The organism is Pseudomonas sp. MWU13-2862 (genome assembly GCF_023242495.1).
GTDB lineage: Bacteria > Pseudomonadota > Gammaproteobacteria > Pseudomonadales > Pseudomonadaceae > Aquipseudomonas > Aquipseudomonas gingeri_D.
Window position 1 is genome coordinate 1 of sequence record NZ_JALMEZ010000030.1, and the last position, 18,524, is coordinate 18,524.

The window sequence follows — 18,524 nt, forward strand, 5'->3', positions numbered from 1 at the left end:
GTGTTTTCAATGCCGGGTGGTATCAGTTACTTGCCGTTATAGATCTGATCGAACACACCGCCATCATTGAAGTGGGTCTTCTGCACCGTGCGCCAGTCGCCGAAGGTCTTCTCCACCGAGAGGAAGTCGACTTTCGGGAAGCGGTCGGTGAACTTGGCCAGCACCTGCGGATCACGCGGGCGCAGGTAGTTGTTGGCGGCGATTTCCTGGCCTTCCGGCGACCACAGGTACTTCAGGTATTCTTCGGCCGCCGCGCGGCTGCCCTTCTTGTCGACCACCTTGTCCACCACGCTCACCGGCGGCTCGGCCTCGGCGGACACGCTCGGGTAGACCACTTCGAACTGATCGCGACCGAACTCGCGGGCAATCATTTCCGCTTCGTTCTCGAAGGTCACCAGCACATCGCCGATCTGGTTGGTCATAAAGGTGGTGGTCGCTGCGCGGCCGCCGGTATCGAGCACCGGAGCCTGCTTGAACAGCTTGCCGACAAACTCCTTGGCCTTGTTCTCGTCACCGCCGTTCTTCAGCACATAACCCCAGGCCGACAGGTAGGTGTAGCGGCCGTTACCCGAGGTCTTGGGGTTGGGCACGATCACCTGGACACCGTCCTTGAGCAGGTCCGGCCAGTCTTTCAGGGCCTTGGGGTTGCCCTTGCGCACGATAAACACGGTGGCGGAGGTGAACGGCGCACTGTTGTTCGGCAGGCGGGTGACCCAGTTGTCCGGCACCAGCTTGCCGTTGTCCACCAGGGCATTGATGTCGGTGGCCATGTTCATGGTGATCACGTCCGCCGGCAGGCCGTCGATAACCGAACGCGCCTGTTTGCTGGAGCCGCCGAAGGACATCTGCAAGGTGATGTTTTCATTGTGCTCGGCCTGCCAGTGTTTCTGGAATGCCGCGTTGTAGTCCTTGTAGAAGTCACGCATCACGTCGTAGGAAACGTTCAGCAAGGTCGGTGCGGCCTGGGCCAGGCTGCCAAAGGCCAGGCCAGCGGCCAGAAGTGAAGCGCCAAAGAGTTTTTTCACTGCGCAGTCCTTGTTTCAGCTGAGAGAGGGGCAATTTGCCAGCAACTATAACGGCGCTGACATAGTCACTTAAAGATTAAAAAGTGCTTTGTTTATTCTATTTTCTTGTATAGCGGATTCCCACAGCGAGAGCAGAAAGAGGCTTCCGGCTCGTGGCTGTTTTTCCCGCAAACCGGGCAGTCGTGCTTGTGGGAATCGCCGCGCATGGCGCTGGCCAGTTCGGCGGTGAAGATCCCGGTAGGCACGGCGATGATCGAGTAACCGGTGATCATCACCAGGGAGGAAATCACCTGGCCCAACACGGTCTTGGGCACGATATCGCCATAACCCACGGTGGTGAGGGTAACGATAGCCCAGTAGATGCCCTTGGGAATGCTGGTAAAGCCATGCTCCGGGCCTTCGACCACGTACATCAGGGTGCCGAACACGATCACCAGGGTGCAGACGCTGAGCAGGAACACCAGGATCTTCTGCTTGCTGCCGCGCAGGGCGTCGAGCAGGTAGTGCGCCTGTTTCAGGTACGGGCCGAGCTTGAGGACCCGGAAGATCCGCAGCATGCGGATGATACGGATGATCAGCAGGTACTGGGCGTCGCTGTAGTAGAGGGCGAGGATCCCCGGCACGATGGCCAGCAGGTCCACCAGCCCGTAGAAGCTGAAGGCGTAGCGCAGCGGCCGTGGCGAGCAGTACAGGCGCAGCAGGTACTCGACCGCGAAGATGAAGGTGAAGCCCCATTCGATATAGGCCAGGGGGGTGGCGAAGGTCTGGTGAAAGCTCTCGATACTGTCGAGGATCACGATCACCAGGCTGGCGAGGATAATCAGCAGCAGGGTTTTGTCGAAGCGCCTGCCGGCGACGGTGTCGGATTGGAAAACCATGACGTAGAGCCGCTGGCGCCAGTCGTTGTTGCTATTCATGAGGTGTTGCCCAAGCTTATGGATGTGGGAAGCGTGGGGGATTGCCGATCAATGCGCAAGCCGGCGGTCTTGGCCGTTGTCGTCGCTGGCCTGGCGTAGCACGCGGGCTCCGGCCCGGATCAGCCAGCAGGCGAGGATAAAGGGGGCGGTCAGCGGGGCCAGGCCGAGGGCGGCAAAGCCCGGTGTCAGCACGCTCGCCAGGAGCATGCCGATCAGCGCGGGCCAGGGGGCGCGCTGTTGCTGGCTCAGGGCGAGCGCGACCAGCGCCGGGTTGTAGCCGGCGAGGCCGAACTGGGCGGGTGACGCAGGATCATGCAGGAGGGCGAAGGCCAGCCCGACGGTGCTGCCGAGGACCGCCCAGACGGCTGCGCGGCGATTGGCGATCAGCAGTCCAATGAAGATCGACAAGGCCGCCAGGGGCTGGTCGAGGAACATGATCTGGCCCAGGCCCATGAAGGCGGCATTGGCGTAGGCGAAGGTGTCTGCGAGGGGGAGTGGCGAGCTGCTTGTCGGGTCATGGGTTGTGAACGCCAGCAGCAACCAGCTCAGGCCGACAAAGGGCGCGGTGTAGGCGGGCAGGCTTTGAACGTCGCCCGTGTGTTTGAGCCACTGCCGGACCAGGATCGCGCTCAGGCCGGAGGCGGCGATGATCAGTGGCGGGATCAGTATCGACCAGGGAAACTGCAGGCTGATCAGTAGGCCCAGCAGTACGCCGTTATAGCTGTAGAGACCGGCCTGGCGCTCGGCCTTGGGGTAGCTGCGACGCTGGGCGGTGAGCAGGCCGGCAAGGCCGCCGAGTAACGCGCCGCCAACCAGGCTCGGTGCCGCCAGAAGTATTGCCAGCAGGCAGCACAGGCCGCAGAGCGGATGGCGCTGGAGGAAGATCTGGCTGAAGCCGTTGAGCAGGGCGGTTGCCCAGTCGGGGCAGTGGGGTGTGCTGGGGATCTTCGGCATGGTGGGGTGTCAGGGGGATTCTTTGGGGGGCGCAAGACCGCTTTCGCGAGCAAGCTCTGCTCCTACAGGATCTGTGCTCGACGCTACATTGTGGGAGCCAGCTTGCTGGCGATGGCGGCTGATCGGGCGATGCAAGGCTCATGGGCCTCATCGCCGGCAAGCCGGCTCCTACAGTTGACCGCGTTGAGCCGGGAGGGGCCTAGCGCTCGCGAATCGAGAAGTTCGCCATATGCTCCAGGCCCTTGATCAGTGCCGAATGGTCCCACTGGCTGCCGCCGATCGCCGCGCAAGTGTTGAATACCTGCTGGGCATTGGCGGTATTGGGCAGGTTGATATTCAGCTCGCGGGCACCGGCCAGCGCCAGGTTCAGGTCCTTCTGGTGCAGGCTGATGCGGAAGCCCGGGTCGAAGGTGCCCTTGATCATGCGTTCGCCATGCACTTCGAGGATTTTCGACGAGGCAAAGCCGCCCATCAGTGCTTCACGTACCTTGGCCGGGTCGGCGCCGTTTTTCGCGGCGAACAACAGCGCCTCGGCCACCGCCTGGATATTCAGGGCGACGATGATCTGGTTCGCCACCTTGGCGGTCTGACCGTCGCCGTTGCCGCCCACCAGGGTGATGTTCTTGCCGATGTTCTGGAACAGCGGCAGGGCGCGGGCGAAGGCCTGGGCGTCGCCGCCGACCATGATGCTCAGGGTCGCGGCCTTGGCGCCGACTTCACCGCCGGACACCGGGGCGTCGAGGTACTGCGCGCCTTTCTCGTTGATCCTGGCCGCGAACGCCTTGGTCGCGGTGGGCGAGATCGAGCTCATGTCGATGACGATCTTGCCCGGACCGACGCCGGCGGCAATCCCGTCGGCACGGAACAGCACATCCTCGACCTGCGGGGTATCCGGCACCATGACAATGATGAACTCGGCTTCCTGGGCGACTTCCTTCGGGCTCGCCAGGGCCACCGCGCCGGCGCTGATCAGGTCGACCGGCGCGGCGTCGTGGTGGTTGGACAGGAACAGGCTGTGACCTGCCTTTTGCAGATTGGCGGCCATGGGATGCCCCATGATGCCGGTGCCGATAAAACCGATTTTAGCCATGACTACGTCCTCTTTTTCTTATGTCGCGTTATGGGTTTTCAACCAGCCCAGCCCGGCTTCGGTGCTGGTCAGCGGTTTGTATTCGCAACCGACCCAGCCCTGATAACCGATGCGGTCCAGGTGCTCGAACAGGAATCGATAGTTGATCTCTCCGGTCCCCGGTTCATGCCGCCCGGGGTTGTCGGCCAACTGCACATGGTTGATCTCGGCCAGGTGGTCGGACAGGGTCCGCGCCAGGTCACCCTCCATGATCTGCATGTGGTAGATGTCGTATTGCAGGAACAGGTTGGCGCTGCCCACCTGATGGCGGATCGACAGGGCCTGGGCCGTGGTGTTCAGGTAGAAACCGGGGATGTCGCGGGTGTTGATCGCTTCCATCACCAGTCGGATGCCGACGGCTTCAAGCTTGCCGGCGGCGTACTTGAGGTTGTCGACGAAGGTCTTTTCCAGCACGGCGTCGTCGACGCCCTGGGGACGGATGCCGGCCAGGCAGTTGATCTGGGTATTGCCCAGCACCTGTGCATAGGCGATGGCCAGATCGACCCCGGCACGGAACTCCTCGACCCGGTCCGGGTGGCAGGCAATCCCGCGTTCGCCCTTGGTCCAGTCGCCGGCCGGCAGGTTGAACAGCACCTGGGTCAGGCCGTGAGCATCCAGTTGCGCCTTGATCTCGGCGGAGCTGAAGTCGTAGGGGAACAGGTATTCCACACCGCTGAAACCGGCCTCGGCGGCGGCCTTGAAACGGGCCAGGAAATCCTCTTCGGTGAACAGCATGGACAGGTTGGCGGCAAAGCGTGGCATGGGAGTCTCCTGGCGAATCGATACAAAGCGTTTGGACAGGCTGCGGGCGCAGCGATAGCGGCAGTGAAGGTGATATCGACTGCGCTGGCAAGCTTGTCCCTAGCGGGTGTGGGATCAGTCGAGCAAGGCAATCGCCGTCGGCGCATCGTTGCCGACCAGCGCCAGGTCTTCGAACTCGTTGATGGCGTTGATCTCGGTGCCCATGGAAATATTGGTCACCCGCTCCAGGATGATCTCGACAATCACCGGCACCCTGAACTCCTCGATCATCGCCTGGGCCTGGCGCAGCGCGCCCTGGATCCGGTCCGGTTCGAACACCCGCAGGGCCTTGCAACCCAGGCCCTCGGCGACGGCGACGTGGTCCACGCCATAACCGTTGAGCTCCGGTGCGTTGAGGTTGTCGAAAGACAATTGCACGCAGTAGTCCATGTCGAAGCCGCGCTGGGCCTGGCGAATCAGCCCCAGGTAGGAGTTGTTCACCACCACGTGGATATACGGCAGCTTGAACTGCGCGCCCACCGCCAGTTCCTCGATCATGAACTGGAAGTCATAGTCGCCGGACAGTGCCACGACCTTGCGCGATGGGTCGGCCTTGACCACCCCCAGCGCGGCCGGAATGGTCCAGCCCAGGGGCCCGGCCTGGCCGCAGTTGATCCAGTGCCGTGGTTTGTAGACATGGAGGAACTGCGCGCCGGCAATCTGCGACAGACCGATGGTGCTGACGTAGCAGGTGTCCTTGCCGAACACCTGGTTCATCTCTTCATAGACGCGCTGGGGTTTGACCGGCACGTTGTCGAAGTGGGTCTTGCGCTGCAGGCTGGCCTTGCGCTGCTGGCAATCGGCAAGCCAGGCACTGCGGTCCTTCAGCTTGCCGGCGGCCTGCCATTCACGGGCCACTTCGATGAATACCGTCAGGGCCGCGGCGGCGTCGGACACGATGCCCAGGTCCGGGGTGAATACGCGGCCGATCTGGGTCGGCTCGATGTCCACGTGAATGAAGGTGCGTCCTTCGGTGTAGACCTCCACGGAACCGGTGTGACGGTTGGCCCAGCGGTTGCCGATACCCAGCACCACATCGGACTTGAGCAGCGTGGCGTTGCCGTAGCGGTGGGAGGTTTGCAGCCCGACCATGCCGACCATCAGCGGGTGATCGTCGGGAATCGTGCCCCAGCCCATCAGGGTCGGGATCACCGGAATGCCGGTCAGTTCGGCGAACTCCACCAGCAGTTCGCTGGCATCGGCATTGATGATGCCGCCACCGGCCACCAGCAGCGGGCGTTCGGCCTGGTCGAGCAGGGCCAGGGCCTTCTCGACCTGAATCCGTGTGGCGCCTGGCTTGGCCGGGGGCAGTGGTTGGTAGGCGTCGATATCAAATTCGATTTGCGCCATCTGCACATCGAACGGCAGGTCGATCAGCACCGGGCCGGGGCGGCCGGAGCGCATTTCATAAAAGGCTTTCTGGAAGGCGTAGGGCACCTGGCCGGGTTCGAGCACGGTGGTCGCCCACTTGGTCACCGGCTTGACGATGCTGGTGATGTCCACGGCCTGGAAGTCTTCCTTGTGCAAGCGTGCCCGCGGTGCCTGGCCGGTGATGCAGAGGATCGGGATCGAGTCGGCGCTGGCGCTGTACAGGCCGGTGACCATGTCGGTGCCGGCCGGGCCCGAGGTGCCGATGCACACGCCGATATTGCCGGCCTTGGTGCGGGTGTAACCCTCGGCCATGTGCGAGGCGCCTTCGACGTGGCGAGCAAGGACGTGATCGATACCGCCGAGCTTTTGCAACGCGCTGTACAGCGGGTTGATCGCGGCACCGGGAATGCCGAAGGCAGTGTCCACGCCTTCGCGACGCATCACCAGGACGGCGGCTTCGATTGCTCTCATTTTGCTCATTGTTTTGTGCCTCTTGCGTTTTGTAATTGTATACAAGTTGCTGTGTGGCGAGTGTATTCACGCAAGGCGGCGCTGGTCAATGCCTTTTCTAAAATGATTGGTGGATTCGTTCTGGGGCCGTTTCTCAAGGGTTTAATGAGGGTTTCTATATTTTTGTATACAAAAATACTTAACATTGTGTTCTATTTGTTTGGCCGAACTGCTTCTGAAAAGGAGCAGCGACGGCTCTCTCCTCACTCGATAAGGACGGCACCATGAGCGCTTTAACCTTGAACGTCGCAGTCAGTCTGGCCAGCGAGGCGATTGCCGCCGGCCGGGTCATTTCGGCAGCACCGCTGACCATTGCGGTGCTGGATGGCGGTGGTCACCTGGTGACACTGCAACGCGAGGATGGGGCGAGCCTGTTGCGTCCGCAGATCGCCATCGGCAAGGCCTGGGGCGCGATCGCCCTGGGCAAGGGCTCGCGCTTGCTGGCGTTGGATGCGCAGCAGCGACCGGCGTTTGTGGCGGCATTGAACAGCCTGGGGCAGGGCAGCGTGGTGCCGGCGCCGGGCGGGGTGTTGATTCGCGATCAGGAGGGGAAGGTGATCGGGGCCATCGGGATTAGCGGGGATACTTCGGATATCGATGAGCAGTGTGCGATCAGTGCAATCGAGGCGTTGGGGCTGGTGGCGGATGCCGGGGTGTCTGTCTGACTATCGATCCGGCTCGCAGCCCTTGAGCACCAACCGCACGATGGTCTGCGCCGCCGCTTCATAGTCGACGTCTTCCAGCTTGGCCTTGCCGGTGATCGAGGAAATCTGCCAGTCGAAATCGGCATAGGTCTGGGTCGCGGCCCAGATGCTGAACATCAGGTGATGGGGATCGAGCGGGGCGATCAGGCCGCGGTCGATCCAGGTCTGGATGCAGGCGATATTGTGTCGGGCCTGGGCATTGAGCTGCTCCACCTGCTCGGGGCTCAGGTGCGGCGCGCCGTGCATGATTTCGCTGGCGAAGACCTTGGAGGCGAACGGCAGGTCGCGGGAGATACGGATCTTCGAACGGATATAACCGGCCAGTACCTCGGCGGGCACGCCCGCGGGGTTGAAGGGGGTCGAGGCCTGGAGGATCGGCTCGATGATGCTTTCCAGCACCTCGCGGTAGAGGTTGTCCTTGGATTTGAAGTAGTAGTAGACGTTGGGCTTGGGCAGGCCGGCCTTGGCCGCGATATCGCTGGTCTTGGTGGCGGCGAAGCCCTTGTCGGCGAACTCTTCGCTGGCGGCGCGCAGGATCAGTTCACGGTTGCGTTCGCGGATGGTGCTCATAAACCAGGTTTTTCCTTGCCGGCCCGGGCGGTTGGGCATGGTAGCACCGGGTTTGCGCAAGGCTCAAGAATGCCCCTCCCACACGTCTGAATGAGCAAACTGCAGGAGCGGCAGGACTTGCCGGCTCCTGCAGGATTCACGGTGCGTTCAAGCGCCTGGCACCCTCAGAAGTGGTACTTGACCAACAGGCTCGCGGTGTCCTGGTTGGTCCTGAAGTCGCTGCTGCTCTGGAGGCCGTACTTGTTCTTCCAGTAGTCGTACTCAAACCCCACGTACAACTGCTTTTCGCCCCAATGCAGGGCCTTGCCCAGGTCGTACTTGATCTGCGGATTGAAGTGCAGGTTGGCGTGGTAGGTCCCTTGGGCATTGCGGTCGTTGTCCACCACCCAGTCCATATAGCCGTCGATCAGCACGTTGGAATGGCCCACTGGGATGGTGTAGGACCAGACCGGGGTGATCTGCCAGATATTGCTGCCCGGGCGGTTGCTGTCGGTATGGCGCTGGTAGAAGTTCAGCTGGAAGTAGTCGAAACCGGGTACGTCCAGGTCGAAGCCGGGGCCGAACAGGTAGGCGTTGGTGTCGCCTTCGCCGAACTCGTAGGTCATGGCCAGCAGCACATCCTTGACCGGGCCGAAGGCGAACGAACGGTCGAAGATCTTGCCCATGGACAGGCGCGGGGTGAACTCGCCGTAGTAGGTGTTCGGGCCGAGGCGGGTATCGGCCTTGCCGTTATAGAAGATCCGGTCGAGGAAGAAGAAGTTGTCGCCGTACTTCCAGGCGTCGGCGTGTTCGAAGGTGACGGTCTGCTGGATCTGCGGATTGACGGTGAAATTCTTGCCGTACAGGTAGGTCAGGCTGTTGTTCTGCCATTGCAGCAGGTCGCCCGCGCAGGCGGATCCTGCGCTCAGCAAGGTGGCGGACAATATCAGGCTCGTAGAGGTGCGCTTCATTGGGTTGCTCCCTAAGGTCAGTGGTTCAAGGCTTCCGTCGTTCAGCGCTCTGGGTTCGGCGCTTTTTTTCTGTCGGCCATCGCCGGTTCAGCGGCCTGCCTGCTTCTGGCAAGGGCCGGTTTAAGGCAAAAAACAGTCAAAGACCCTGCGTTCGGCTGTCCGTGGGACAGTCGAGTGGTGAGGGCTTCCATAGGCCTTGGGGTTGTCCCGCGCCGGGATAGAGAGGCGCTTGGGTCAGGTGTCGGTGGCGATGGCTTGTTCGAGCGGATTCCAGCGGGCGCGCAGCATACTGATTCGCGCCCGAGGGCTCAAGCGCCCGTGCCAGAGCGCTCGCGTCCGCCGGCAAAGGTGTCAGTGGGGGTGAACATGCCCGCTGAGTGCCGCCCGTTCGGCGCCCCCCAGCACATTGAACAGCAGGTTCAGGGACACGGCGCTCAAGGTCGCCATGGCGATCCCGCTGTGGGTGATCGGACCCATCCACAGCGGCAGATGGGCGAAGAACTCCGGTCGCACCACGGGGATCAGGCCCATGCCGATGCTCACCGCCACCAGCAACTGGTTGCGCCGATCGGAGATGTCCGCTTCCTGGAGGATCTTGATCCCGGTGGCCGCGACCATGCCGAACATGGCGATGGCCGCGCCGCCCAGTACCGCCGGCGGAATCGAGGCGACCAGGAACGCGGCCTTGGGCAGCAGGCTGAGGACGATCAGGAAGAGCCCGGCGACGATGGTCACCGAACGGCAGCGCACACCGGTCATCTGCACCAGGCCGATGTTCTGGGCGAAGGAGGAGTGGGTGAAGGTGTTGAAGAAACCGGCGAGGAACGACGCGCCGGCGTCGCACAGCAAGCCGCGCCGGAGCATGCGTGGGGTGACGTCCTGGCCGGTGATCTTGCCCAGGGCGAGGAACATCCCGGTGGACTCGACGAAGATGATCACCACCACCAGGCACATGGACAGGATCGGTGCCAGGTGAAACTGCGGCAGGCCGAAATGCAGCGGGGTGACCACTTTCAGCCAGGGCGCCTGGGCCAGGCCGCTGAGGTCGACCATGCCGATGACGCCGGACAGCACATAGCCCAGGAGCATGCCGATCAGCACCGAGATATTCACCCAGAAGCCGCGCATGAAGCGGTTGATCAGCAGGATGGTGGCCAGCACCAGCGCGGCCACCGTGAGGTAGATCGGCGAACCGAATTGTGTCGCGGCACTGCCGCCACCGGCCCAGTTGACCGCCACCGGAAACAGCGAGAGGCCGATGGCGGTGATCACGGTGCCGGTGACCAGGGGTGGGAAGAAACGCACGATCCGGGACATGAACGGGGCGATCAGCAGGCCGAAGAAACCGGCGGCGATGGTGGCGCCGAAGATCCCGGTCATGCCGATACCGGGCATGCCGGCCATGGCCACCATGCTGCCGACGGCGGCGAAACTGGCACCCATCATCACCGGCATGCGGATACCCATGGGGCCGATGCCGAGGGATTGCACCACGGTGGCGATACCGGCCACCAGCAGGTCGGCGTTGATCAGAAAGGCGATTTCCTCACGACCCAGGCCGGCGGCCTGTCCGATGATCAGCGGTACGGCGACGGCGCCGCCATACATCAGCAGAACGTGTTGCAGGCCCACCAGGATCAGCTGCAACAGGGGCAGACGCTGGAGAGCGGGTGCGGCGGGGATGCGCGGTTCGGATAACTCGGACATGCAACACCTCGGATTTTTTTATTCTTGTGGTTTTAGCGCTGTGTGGTTGCGGACAGCGTTTTTTGTAGCCGGGGCAACGCAACCGCTTCACGGTTGATCTCGAACCTGTAGGAGCAGGGCTTGCCCGCGAAGAGGCTTTCAAGATCGCTAAAAGCTTCGCGGGCAAGCCACGCTCCTACAGGTAACGCGGTGTCTCCAAATCAGCTGGCTAACAGCGACATTCAGTTGGTGCGTGCCCCCTGGTTGATCCAGGCCGCGATCAGGTCACGTTCCTGCTGGGTCATCTGGGTGATGTTGCCCAACGGCATGATCTGGGTGGTAATGGCCTGGGCCTGGATACGTGGAGCCAATTGCTGGATCTGTTGCGCGGTATCGAAGATCACCCCCGCCGGCGCCGAACTGAACAGCGGGCTGGTGGGTTGGGCCGAATGGCACACCGCGCAGCGCTCCTGGATCACACGGTGAACCTTGTCGAAGCTGACGTCGGCGGCACTCGCTGTGGTCGTTGGCGCAGGAACCGAATCCGGAGCTGCGGCGGCGGCTGGTGCGGCGGTAACGGCTGGCGTCTCTGGTACCGCTGGCGTGGCTTGGGCCGGCTTGCCGCCCAACGCGGTTTCCGGCAACGGCTGGTACTCGATCTTCGCCGGGGCCTTGGCCACTTGCGGTGCGCTCGGGACCGGCGACGGGCCGGTGACATAGGCCAGGCAGATCATCCCAAGGGCCGCGACCGGCAAGGTCCAGGCAAATTTGTGACTGTTGTGCCGAGTGTTGAAATAGTGCCGCACCATCACCGCCAGCACCGCGATCCCGGCCAGGATCAGCCAGTTGTACGGGCTGCCATAGGTGCTCGGGAAGTGGTTGCTGATCATGATGAACAGCACCGGCAGGGTGAAGTAGTTGTTGTGCCGCGAACGCAGCAGGCCCTTGGCCGGCAGGCTCGGGTCCGGCGTGCGGTTCTCGGCAATGGCCGCCACCAGGGCGCGCTGGGCCGGCATGATGATGCGGAACACGTTGCCGACCATGATGGTGCCGATGATCGCGCCGACATGCAGGTAGGCGCCGCGACCGCTGAATACCTTGCTGAACCCGTAGGCGGCGGCAATCAGCAGCACGAACAGGATAAAGCCGAGCAGGGCCGGGCGCTTGCCCAGGGCCGAGTCACAGAGAAAGTCGTAGACGAACCAGCCGGCGATCAGTGCGCCGATACCTATGGCCACGCCCTCGGGGCCGCTCAGGCCGCTGCCGGGGGCCACGAGGTAGAGCACCGGGTTGGAGTAGAACACCACGCAGAGCAGCGCGATCCCCGACATCCAGGTGAAATAGGCTTCCCATTTGAACCAGTGCAGGTTGTCCGGCATGGTCGGCGGGGCCAGCTTGTATTTTTCCAGGTGGTAGATACCGCCGCCGTGGATCGCCCACAGATCGCCCGCCAGGCCGTCCCTGGGGTTGACCCGGTTGAGGTTGTTCTCCAGCCAGACGAAGTAGAACGATGCACCGATCCAGGCCACGCCCGTGATCATGTGAATCCAGCGCACGCTCAGGTTCAGCCATTCCATCAGATGTGCTTGCACAGTCTTTACCTCTCGCCTGTCACTCTTTTTCGGGAGTGATCAGACCTTCTCTTATTGGTGGGGGGCGAGGATCAGGTACTCATCCTCTTTGAAGAAATGCTCATCGCAGTTGTTGCCGGAGCCACTGCGATCAACCACCAGGAAGTCATCCCGCTTTTCGATCGTCAGCACCGGGTGGTGCCAGACGCCGCGATGGTAATTGATGCCCTGCCTGCCATTGCTGACAAAGGCGCGGACCAAGCCTGATACCGGTGCATCGCCAAGGGGCGCGACCACGATCAGAAAGGGGTTGCCGAGCAGCGGGATAAAAGCCTGGCTGCCCAGCGGATGGCGCTCGAGCATGCGCACGGTCAAGGGCATGTCCAGCGCGTCGGCGCGGAAGATGCTGATGATCGCCTGGTCGTCCGGCTTGGCGGTTTGCACCGTCGCCAGGCGATGGAAGCGCTGGGTCGAACCGTTGTTGATCATGAAGTGGTCGCTGCCGTCGGTTTCGATCACGTCACCGAAGGGGGCGAAGGCTTCTTTGCTCAGCGGTTCAATCGTCAGTGTGCGCATGCGGTTCTTCTGTTCTCGAATTCTGTGTATCGGTGGTTCCCGCGCGAGGCGCGAGAACCACCCATGGGGTTACTTCGCGACTTTGCCCAGCACCCGCAGGCGACTTACGCCACCGTCCGGGAACACGTTCAGGCGGATATGGGTGATAGGTCCCAGCGCCTTGATCTGTTCGGCGAAGCTGTGTTCCTGGTGCATTTCCAGCTTCTGGCTCGGCAGCAGTTCACGCCAGAACAGGCTCTGGGTCTCGATCTGGCTGTCGGTGCCGCCCTTGACGAAGGCGCCCTGGATCGAGCAGCTGTCCGGGTAGTTGCCCTTGAAGTGCAGGGTGTCGACGATGATCTGTTCGATCTCGCCCGGATGACCCAAAGCCACGATCACCCAGTCATTGCCCGGGGTACGCCGGCGCGCGGTTTCCCAGCCGTCGCCCATGTTGACGCCACGGCCCGGGTTGAGGATGTTGCTCATGCGGCCGAAATGCTCGTCGGAGCAGGCCAGGGCGCGGCCGCCGTTGAGGGCGGAAGCCAGGTCGACCTGTTCGTTGTCGCCCACCGCCGACCAGTCACGGAATGGAATACCGTAGACCCGCAGGCGTGCCACGCCGCCGTCCGGATAGATGTTGAAACGCAGGTGGCTGAAGGCCTGGTCGTTGCTGATCTCGTGGTAGTGGTGGCTGTTGCCTTGCAGCTCGACGGCGGACAGCACTTCGACCCACTGGGTGTTTTCGTCCGGCTCGCCGCTGCTCAGGAAGCAGGCTTCCAGGGAGGCCGACGGCGGATAGTTGCCAGTGAAGAACGAGGTATCTATGTCCACGCCCTTGATCGAGCCGGCGACGCCGAGGCGGATCACCGCGCTGTCGTAGCCTTCGAAACGCTTGCGGCGCGACTCCCAGCCGTCCATCCACTTGCCGTTGTCATCGAACACGCCTTCTTTCCAGACGGCCGGGGTCGGCTGGAACAGGCGGTTGGCGTCGGCGAACCAGTCGTCGGTGACCGAGAGGATCTTGGTGCCCAGGCGGGCGTCGGCCAGGTTGACGAACTTCTCGAAAGGTACGGCGTAAGCTTTCATGCTTTTTGTCTGCCTTTTAATAAGTGGCTGGGGAGGCTTGCCGGGTTCAGGTACGGCTCGCTAAAGGGTCAGTAGGCGGAACAGGGCGATCTTGTTGATCTCGGCCAGCGCGCACTGGAACTCGGTGTCCACCGGGTTATGGATGCGCACTTCGAACGCGGCGAGGATCTGATGCCGGTTGCTGCCTTTTACCGCCATGATGAAGGGAAACTTGAACTTGGCTTTATAGGCGTCGTTCAGCTCGGTGAAGCGTTGGAACTCTTCGTTCGAGCATTGGTGAATGCCGGCGCCGGCCTGTTCGTTGGTGCTGGCTTCGGTGAGTTGACCCTGCACGGCGGCTTTGCCGGCCAGGTCCGGGTGGGCGTTGATCAGGGCCAGCTGGCTGGCGTGATCGGCGCTCAAGAGGATGTCGCTCATGTGCTGGTGCAGGGGCTCGACCTCGTCGAGGTCGGCGTCCTGGCCCAGGTCGAAAGCCTTTTCGGCGACCCAGGGCGAATGTTCGTAGATATCGGCGAAGGCCTGGATAAAGGCTTCGCGGCTCAAGGTCGAGGGCTTGAGGGTCTTGAAGGCCGTCATTTCGCGACTCCCTGGAAAGGGTGGGTGGCGTGCCAGTGGCGAGCGATATCGACCCGACGACTGAACCAGACCCGGTCATGGCCTTTGACATATTCGATGAAGCGCTGGAGGGCGGCCAGGCGTGCCGGGCGGCCGATCAGGCGACAGTGCAAACCGATGGAGAGCATCTTCGGCGCTTCGTCGCCTTCAGCGTAGAGCACGTCGAAGGCGTCCTTGAGGTACTGGTAGAAATCGTCGCCCTTGTTGAAGCCTTGCACCTGGGTGAAGCGCATGTCGTTGGTATCGAGGGTGTAGGGAATTACCAGGTGCGGCTTGCCGGTGGGGCTGTCGGGTTCCCAGTAGGGCAGGTCGTCGTCGTAGGTGTCCGAGTCATAGAGGAAGCCGCCTTCCTCCATCACCAGCTTGCGGGTGTTCGGCCCGGTGCGTCCGGTGTACCAGCCCAATGGGCGTTCGCCGCTGATTTCGCTGAGGATGCGGATGGCTTCGAGCAGGTGCTCGCGCTCCTGGGCTTCGTCCATGTATTGGTAGTCGATCCAGCGGTAGCCGTGGCTGCAGATCTCGTGACCGGCCGCGACCATGGCGCGGATCACGTCCGGGTGGCGCTGGGCGGCCATGGCCACGGCGAACACGGTCAGGGGAATATCGAAACGCTTGAACAGCTTGAGAATCCGCCACACGCCGGCACGGCTGCCATACTCGTAGAGCGACTCCATGCTCATGTTGCGCGCGCCCTGCAGAGGCTGCGCCGCGACCATCTCCGAGAGGAAGGACTCGGATTCCGGGTCGCCATGGAGGATGTTGCGTTCGCCGCCTTCTTCGTAGTTGAGCACGAAGGACAAGGCGATGCGGGCATTGCCCGGCCAGTGGGGGTGAGGCGGGTTGCTGCCGTAACCGATCAGGTCGCGTGGGTAGTCGGCGCTCACTGCAGTCTTCCTTCTTGTTCGTGGTGACGGTTGCGTGGTGCCCCGTCAAAACCGGGTGGCGTCACGGCGATGAAGTGATTGTATACAACTTTATAATCATTTTGTAAGCCCGTATTTTTGCATTTCTTTCCGTTTGATGACCGCAGGTTTCACCTCGGGGAACACTGCAAGAAACCTGCCTGATCGGTCAGCTAGTGGTTCTGAGGTCTTCTGCGGGCAAGTGATTGCGCTCTATTCGTGGCTGGCTGGGCCGAGCCGGGGGTGTTAGAAAAAAGCTTGAATTTATTGTGTACAATTTTTTGTAAAAGTGTCTTAATTATTTCCGGGCCGCCCCTCTGGAGCATGGCCTCTCCTTTATCCACTGACTCCGGGAGGCGCGAGGCCTGATCTGCCTGAAGGGCAGGGCGGCCCGCAGAAGCAATGGGACGTTTGACTACGCATGTTTTGGATGCCGCGCATGGCTGCCCCGGCAGTTCGATCAAGGTCGAGCTGTATCGGGTCGAAGGCGCACAGTTGGAGCTGGTCGCCAGCGCCCTGACCAACAGCGACGGGCGCTGCGATGCACCGTTGCTGCAAGGGACCGATTACCGCTCCGGGGTCTATCAGTTGCAGTTCCATGCCGGTGACTACTATCGGGCTCGTGGCGTGGCGCTGCCGGAGCCGGCGTTCCTCGACGTGGTGGTGCTGCGTTTCGGGATCAGTGCCGAGCAGGAGCACTACCACGTGCCGTTGCTGATTTCGCCCTACAGCTATTCGACCTACCGAGGCAGCTAGATTCCCCAAGCATCTGCGCCAAAGCTTCCTTGGTTATTTGCCCGCGTTCACTGCGGGCTTTTTTATGTCTGGCGATTGGGTTTGCAGGTGGTTTGTGTGGTGGGTGTGCCGCCCTTTCGCGGCACCGCCGCGAAGAGGCCCTTGAGACCGCCACAAATTTCAGCGGCTCAACAACGACGCCGCGCCCGCCCCACCAAACAATCCGGCGCTGATCCGGTTGAACCAGCTCTGTCCCTTGCCACTGCGCAAATACCCCGCCGCGCCATGGGCGCCGAGGCCATAGGCCAGCTTGCACAGCAGGTCCAGCACGGTCCAGGTGGCGATCATCACCAGCAACTGGCCGAGAAACGCTTGGTCGGCCTTGAGAAACTGCGGCAGGAAGGCCGCGAAGAACAGGATGTCCTTCGGGTTGCTGGCGCCGAGCACAAAGGCGCGCCCAAACAGGGCACGAAAGCGTGGGGCCGGCGCGGTTTCGGGCACATTCGCCGCCCGTGCCGGCTGTCGCGATTGCTGCCAGCTCTGCCAGGCGAGGTAGAACAGGTACAGCGCGCCGACAATCTTCAGGGCGCTGAACAACTGCTCCGAGGCCAGCAGCAACGCACCCAGGCCCAGGGCCGAAGCGCTCAACAAGCAGATCGAGGCGCTGACACCGCCGAGAAAGGCCGGGTATGAACGACGCAATCCATAATTCAGGCTGTTGCTGATCATCAGCAGCGACAGCGGCCCGGGGATCAGGATCACCACCAGGGCGGCACTGCTGAACAACAACCAGGTTTCCAGACTCATCAGGTTTCTCCCTTCGTACAAAAGCCCCACCGAAGTGAGGCTGGTTACTACCGCATGGGCTCTCTTACAGGAAGATGAACTTGGCGATAAAAATGGCGCACAGCACCCACAGGCTGACGGAAATATCCTTGAACTTGCCGGTCCCGGCCTTCAGTGCCACATAGGTGATAAAACCCAGGGCAATGCCGTCGGCGACCGAAAAAGTCAGCGGCATCATGATCGCGGTCACAATCGCCGGAATACTGTCCGTCGCGTCGTCCCACTCGATATGCGCCATGCCGCTCATCATCAGCATCGCTACATAAATCAGCGCGCCGGCGGTCGCGTACGCAGGGATCATGCCAGCCAGCGGGGCAAAGAACATGGCCGCCACAAACAGGATACCTACAGTAACAGCGGTCAGACCAGTCCGACCACCAGCGGCAACACCCGCGGCACTTTCCACGTAGCTGGTAACGGGTGGCACACCGACCACGGCACCGAATACGCTGGAGACGCTGTCGGCTTTCATTGCCCGGGACAGGTTCTCGATACGGCCGTCGGGGTTGACCAGGCCGGCGCGCTGGGCGACGCCCATCAGGGTGCCGGCGGTGTCGAACATGTGCACGAAGAGAAAGGCCAGGACCACGCTGATCATGCTGACGTTGAATGCGCCCTTCAGGTCCATGGCCATCCAGGTCGGGGCCAGGCTCGGTGGGGTGGAGAAGATGCCGTGGTATTCCACCAGGCCCAGGCCCCAGCCGGCCAGGGTCACGGTGATGATGCTGATGAGGATGGCGCCGAAGACCCGGTGGTAGCTGAGGATTGCGATCATCAGGAAACAGATGGCGGCCAGCAATGGGCCGGGCTCATGCAGGGCGCCGAGCCTGATCAGGGTGGCGGGGCTGGCAACGATGATCCCGGCGGTTTTCAGGCCGATCACCCCGAGAAACAACCCGACCCCGGCACCCATCGCATGGCGCAGGCTGACGGGAATGCTGTTGAGCAGCCATTCGCGGATCCTCGACAGGGTCAGGGCCATGAACAGCACGCCGGAGATGAAGACCGCACCGAGGGCGGTTTCCCAGTGGTAGCCCATGGTGCCGACCACGGTGTAGGTGAAGAACGCGTTCAGGCCCATGCCCGGTGCGAGTCCCACCGGCCAGTTGGCGTAGAGGCCCATCAGCAGGCAGCCGAGGGCGGCGGCGATGCAGGTGGCGACAAAGGCGGCGCCATGGTCGATGCCGGCGTCGGCCATGATGTTCGGGTTGACGAAGATGATGTAGGCCATGGTGATGAAGGTGGTCAACCCGGCGATCAGTTCGGTTTTCACCGTGGTGCCATGCAACCTGAGCTTGAACAGGCGTTCCAGCAGGCCTGAACTTGACGGTGGCGACAGGTCCAGCAGGGGGGCTTCGGATTTGCGGCTTTCCACAGCGAGTACTCCTCAAGAGTTTTATTGTTATTTCCAGAGCCGGGCGCAGGGGCGGGCAACGGCTCTTTGAGGCAGCACGGGTTTGTTGACTGTAAAGTCAGGAACTCGCACGAAACGAATTATGCTTTTGTATACAAATAAAGCAAATAATGTTTTTGGATTTGTGTGCGATACGTCGGAAGGTAGGATCTTGTTGGCGGGAGTAGTCGCGAAACCAGTAGT

Annotated in this window: 19 protein-coding genes; 2 read left to right on the plus strand and 17 right to left on the minus strand. The window is 62.1% G+C overall.

Annotation, left to right across the window (positions count from 1 at the left end):
* Positions 1–26: 26 nt before the first annotated feature.
* The 6 genes from M5C56_RS31880 to gcl form a co-directional block, all read right to left on the minus strand.
* The gene (locus M5C56_RS31880) at positions 27–1,025 is read right to left on the minus strand and encodes a sulfate ABC transporter substrate-binding protein (RefSeq protein ID WP_103496226.1); all 999 of its coding nucleotides are present in this window, start codon (positions 1,023–1,025) and stop codon (positions 27–29) included.
* Positions 1,026–1,117: 92 nt separating this feature from the next.
* On the minus strand, positions 1,118–1,942 hold the full coding sequence (locus tag M5C56_RS31885; RefSeq protein ID WP_103496225.1) for an ion transporter: 825 nt from the start codon (positions 1,940–1,942) through the stop codon (positions 1,118–1,120).
* A 48-nt stretch (positions 1,943–1,990) separates the two neighbouring features.
* On the minus strand, positions 1,991–2,896 hold the full coding sequence (locus M5C56_RS31890; RefSeq protein WP_247263487.1) for an urea transporter: 906 nt from the start codon (positions 2,894–2,896) through the stop codon (positions 1,991–1,993).
* 199 nt (positions 2,897–3,095) lie between these two features.
* Entirely contained in the window at positions 3,096–3,986 is an 891-nt protein-coding gene (locus tag M5C56_RS31895; RefSeq protein WP_103496224.1) for a 2-hydroxy-3-oxopropionate reductase, read from the minus strand.
* An 18-nt stretch (positions 3,987–4,004) separates the two neighbouring features.
* The gene (hyi, locus tag M5C56_RS31900) at positions 4,005–4,787 is read right to left on the minus strand and encodes a hydroxypyruvate isomerase (protein WP_103496223.1); all 783 of its coding nucleotides are present in this window, start codon (positions 4,785–4,787) and stop codon (positions 4,005–4,007) included.
* Positions 4,788–4,901: 114 nt separating this feature from the next.
* Positions 4,902–6,677, minus strand: a complete 1,776-nt coding sequence (gene gcl / locus M5C56_RS31905; RefSeq protein WP_103496222.1) for a glyoxylate carboligase — start codon at positions 6,675–6,677, stop codon at positions 4,902–4,904.
* 254 nt (positions 6,678–6,931) lie between these two features.
* Between gcl and M5C56_RS31910 the strand changes: the two genes are divergently transcribed.
* Entirely contained in the window at positions 6,932–7,372 is a 441-nt protein-coding gene (locus M5C56_RS31910; RefSeq protein WP_103496221.1) for a heme-binding protein, read from the plus strand.
* Here the strand turns inward: M5C56_RS31910 and M5C56_RS31915 are convergent, their stop codons facing one another.
* The 8 genes from M5C56_RS31915 to puuE all read right to left on the minus strand — a co-directional run bounded on the left by M5C56_RS31915 (position 7,373) and on the right by puuE (position 15,328).
* A complete protein-coding gene (locus tag M5C56_RS31915; RefSeq protein WP_100940637.1) occupies positions 7,373–7,981 on the minus strand; it encodes a TetR/AcrR family transcriptional regulator in 609 nt (202 codons plus the stop codon).
* Positions 7,982–8,145: 164 nt separating this feature from the next.
* Complete coding sequence (locus M5C56_RS31920; protein WP_103496220.1) at positions 8,146–8,931, minus strand: outer membrane protein OmpK; 786 nt, start codon at positions 8,929–8,931, stop codon at positions 8,146–8,148.
* Positions 8,932–9,282: 351 nt separating this feature from the next.
* Positions 9,283–10,638 carry a nucleobase:cation symporter-2 family protein gene (locus tag M5C56_RS31925; RefSeq protein WP_103496219.1) on the minus strand — a complete coding sequence of 452 codons (1,356 nt, stop codon included), beginning with the start codon at positions 10,636–10,638 and terminating at the stop codon, positions 9,283–9,285.
* Positions 10,639–10,859: 221 nt separating this feature from the next.
* The gene (locus M5C56_RS31930) at positions 10,860–12,209 is read right to left on the minus strand and encodes a urate hydroxylase PuuD (protein WP_103496218.1); all 1,350 of its coding nucleotides are present in this window, start codon (positions 12,207–12,209) and stop codon (positions 10,860–10,862) included.
* A gap of 51 nt (positions 12,210–12,260) precedes the next feature.
* Positions 12,261–12,764 (minus strand): ureidoglycolate lyase, encoded by a 504-nt coding sequence (locus M5C56_RS31935; RefSeq protein ID WP_103496217.1) that lies wholly within the window; start codon positions 12,762–12,764, stop codon positions 12,261–12,263.
* Positions 12,765–12,833: 69 nt separating this feature from the next.
* The gene (gene alc / locus M5C56_RS31940; protein ID WP_103496216.1) at positions 12,834–13,829 is read right to left on the minus strand and encodes an allantoicase; all 996 of its coding nucleotides are present in this window, start codon (positions 13,827–13,829) and stop codon (positions 12,834–12,836) included.
* 60 nt (positions 13,830–13,889) lie between these two features.
* The gene (uraD, locus tag M5C56_RS31945; protein WP_103496215.1) at positions 13,890–14,405 is read right to left on the minus strand and encodes a 2-oxo-4-hydroxy-4-carboxy-5-ureidoimidazoline decarboxylase; all 516 of its coding nucleotides are present in this window, start codon (positions 14,403–14,405) and stop codon (positions 13,890–13,892) included.
* A complete protein-coding gene (gene puuE / locus M5C56_RS31950; RefSeq protein WP_103496214.1) occupies positions 14,402–15,328 on the minus strand; it encodes an allantoinase PuuE in 927 nt (308 codons plus the stop codon). The genes uraD and puuE overlap by 4 nt, the downstream gene beginning before the upstream one ends.
* Before the next feature lie 420 nt (positions 15,329–15,748).
* On the opposite strand from puuE, the gene uraH reads away from it, so the two are divergent.
* Positions 15,749–16,102, plus strand: a complete 354-nt coding sequence (uraH, locus tag M5C56_RS31955) for a hydroxyisourate hydrolase (RefSeq protein ID WP_103496213.1) — start codon at positions 15,749–15,751, stop codon at positions 16,100–16,102.
* Between the two features lie 159 nt (positions 16,103–16,261).
* Here the strand turns inward: uraH and M5C56_RS31960 are convergent, their stop codons facing one another.
* From M5C56_RS31960 to M5C56_RS31970, 3 genes are all read right to left on the minus strand, one after another.
* On the minus strand, positions 16,262–16,888 hold the full coding sequence (locus M5C56_RS31960; protein WP_103496212.1) for a LysE family translocator: 627 nt from the start codon (positions 16,886–16,888) through the stop codon (positions 16,262–16,264).
* A 64-nt stretch (positions 16,889–16,952) separates the two neighbouring features.
* The gene (locus M5C56_RS31965; RefSeq protein ID WP_103496211.1) at positions 16,953–18,302 is read right to left on the minus strand and encodes an NCS2 family permease; all 1,350 of its coding nucleotides are present in this window, start codon (positions 18,300–18,302) and stop codon (positions 16,953–16,955) included.
* A 27-nt stretch (positions 18,303–18,329) separates the two neighbouring features.
* Positions 18,330–18,524 (minus strand): hypothetical protein (locus M5C56_RS31970; protein WP_248766936.1); only part of this gene is annotated, 195 nt, incomplete at its 5' end.

What these genes read in the sequence shown, in the direction of transcription:
- hyi (WP_103496223.1), bottom strand. Translation starts at nt 4,787, where the DNA reads ATGCCACGCTTTGCCGCCAACCTGTCCATGCTGTTCACCGAAGAGGAT.
- M5C56_RS31915 (WP_100940637.1), bottom strand. Translation starts at nt 7,981, where the DNA reads ATGAGCACCATCCGCGAACGCAACCGTGAACTGATCCTGCGCGCCGCC.
- M5C56_RS31895 (WP_103496224.1), bottom strand. Translation starts at nt 3,986, where the DNA reads ATGGCTAAAATCGGTTTTATCGGCACCGGCATCATGGGGCATCCCATG.
- M5C56_RS31890 (WP_247263487.1), bottom strand. Translation starts at nt 2,896, where the DNA reads ATGCCGAAGATCCCCAGCACACCCCACTGCCCCGACTGGGCAACCGCC.
- M5C56_RS31925 (WP_103496219.1), bottom strand. Translation starts at nt 10,638, where the DNA reads ATGTCCGAGTTATCCGAACCGCGCATCCCCGCCGCACCCGCTCTCCAG.
- M5C56_RS31935 (WP_103496217.1), bottom strand. Translation starts at nt 12,764, where the DNA reads ATGCGCACACTGACGATTGAACCGCTGAGCAAAGAAGCCTTCGCCCCC.
- uraH (WP_103496213.1), top strand. Translation starts at nt 15,749, where the DNA reads ATGGGACGTTTGACTACGCATGTTTTGGATGCCGCGCATGGCTGCCCC.
- M5C56_RS31910 (WP_103496221.1), top strand. Translation starts at nt 6,932, where the DNA reads ATGAGCGCTTTAACCTTGAACGTCGCAGTCAGTCTGGCCAGCGAGGCG.
- M5C56_RS31960 (WP_103496212.1), bottom strand. Translation starts at nt 16,888, where the DNA reads ATGAGTCTGGAAACCTGGTTGTTGTTCAGCAGTGCCGCCCTGGTGGTG.
- alc (WP_103496216.1), bottom strand. Translation starts at nt 13,829, where the DNA reads ATGAAAGCTTACGCCGTACCTTTCGAGAAGTTCGTCAACCTGGCCGAC.
- M5C56_RS31885 (WP_103496225.1), bottom strand. Translation starts at nt 1,942, where the DNA reads ATGAATAGCAACAACGACTGGCGCCAGCGGCTCTACGTCATGGTTTTC.
- gcl (WP_103496222.1), bottom strand. Translation starts at nt 6,677, where the DNA reads ATGAGCAAAATGAGAGCAATCGAAGCCGCCGTCCTGGTGATGCGTCGC.
- uraD (WP_103496215.1), bottom strand. Translation starts at nt 14,405, where the DNA reads ATGACGGCCTTCAAGACCCTCAAGCCCTCGACCTTGAGCCGCGAAGCC.
- M5C56_RS31920 (WP_103496220.1), bottom strand. Translation starts at nt 8,931, where the DNA reads ATGAAGCGCACCTCTACGAGCCTGATATTGTCCGCCACCTTGCTGAGC.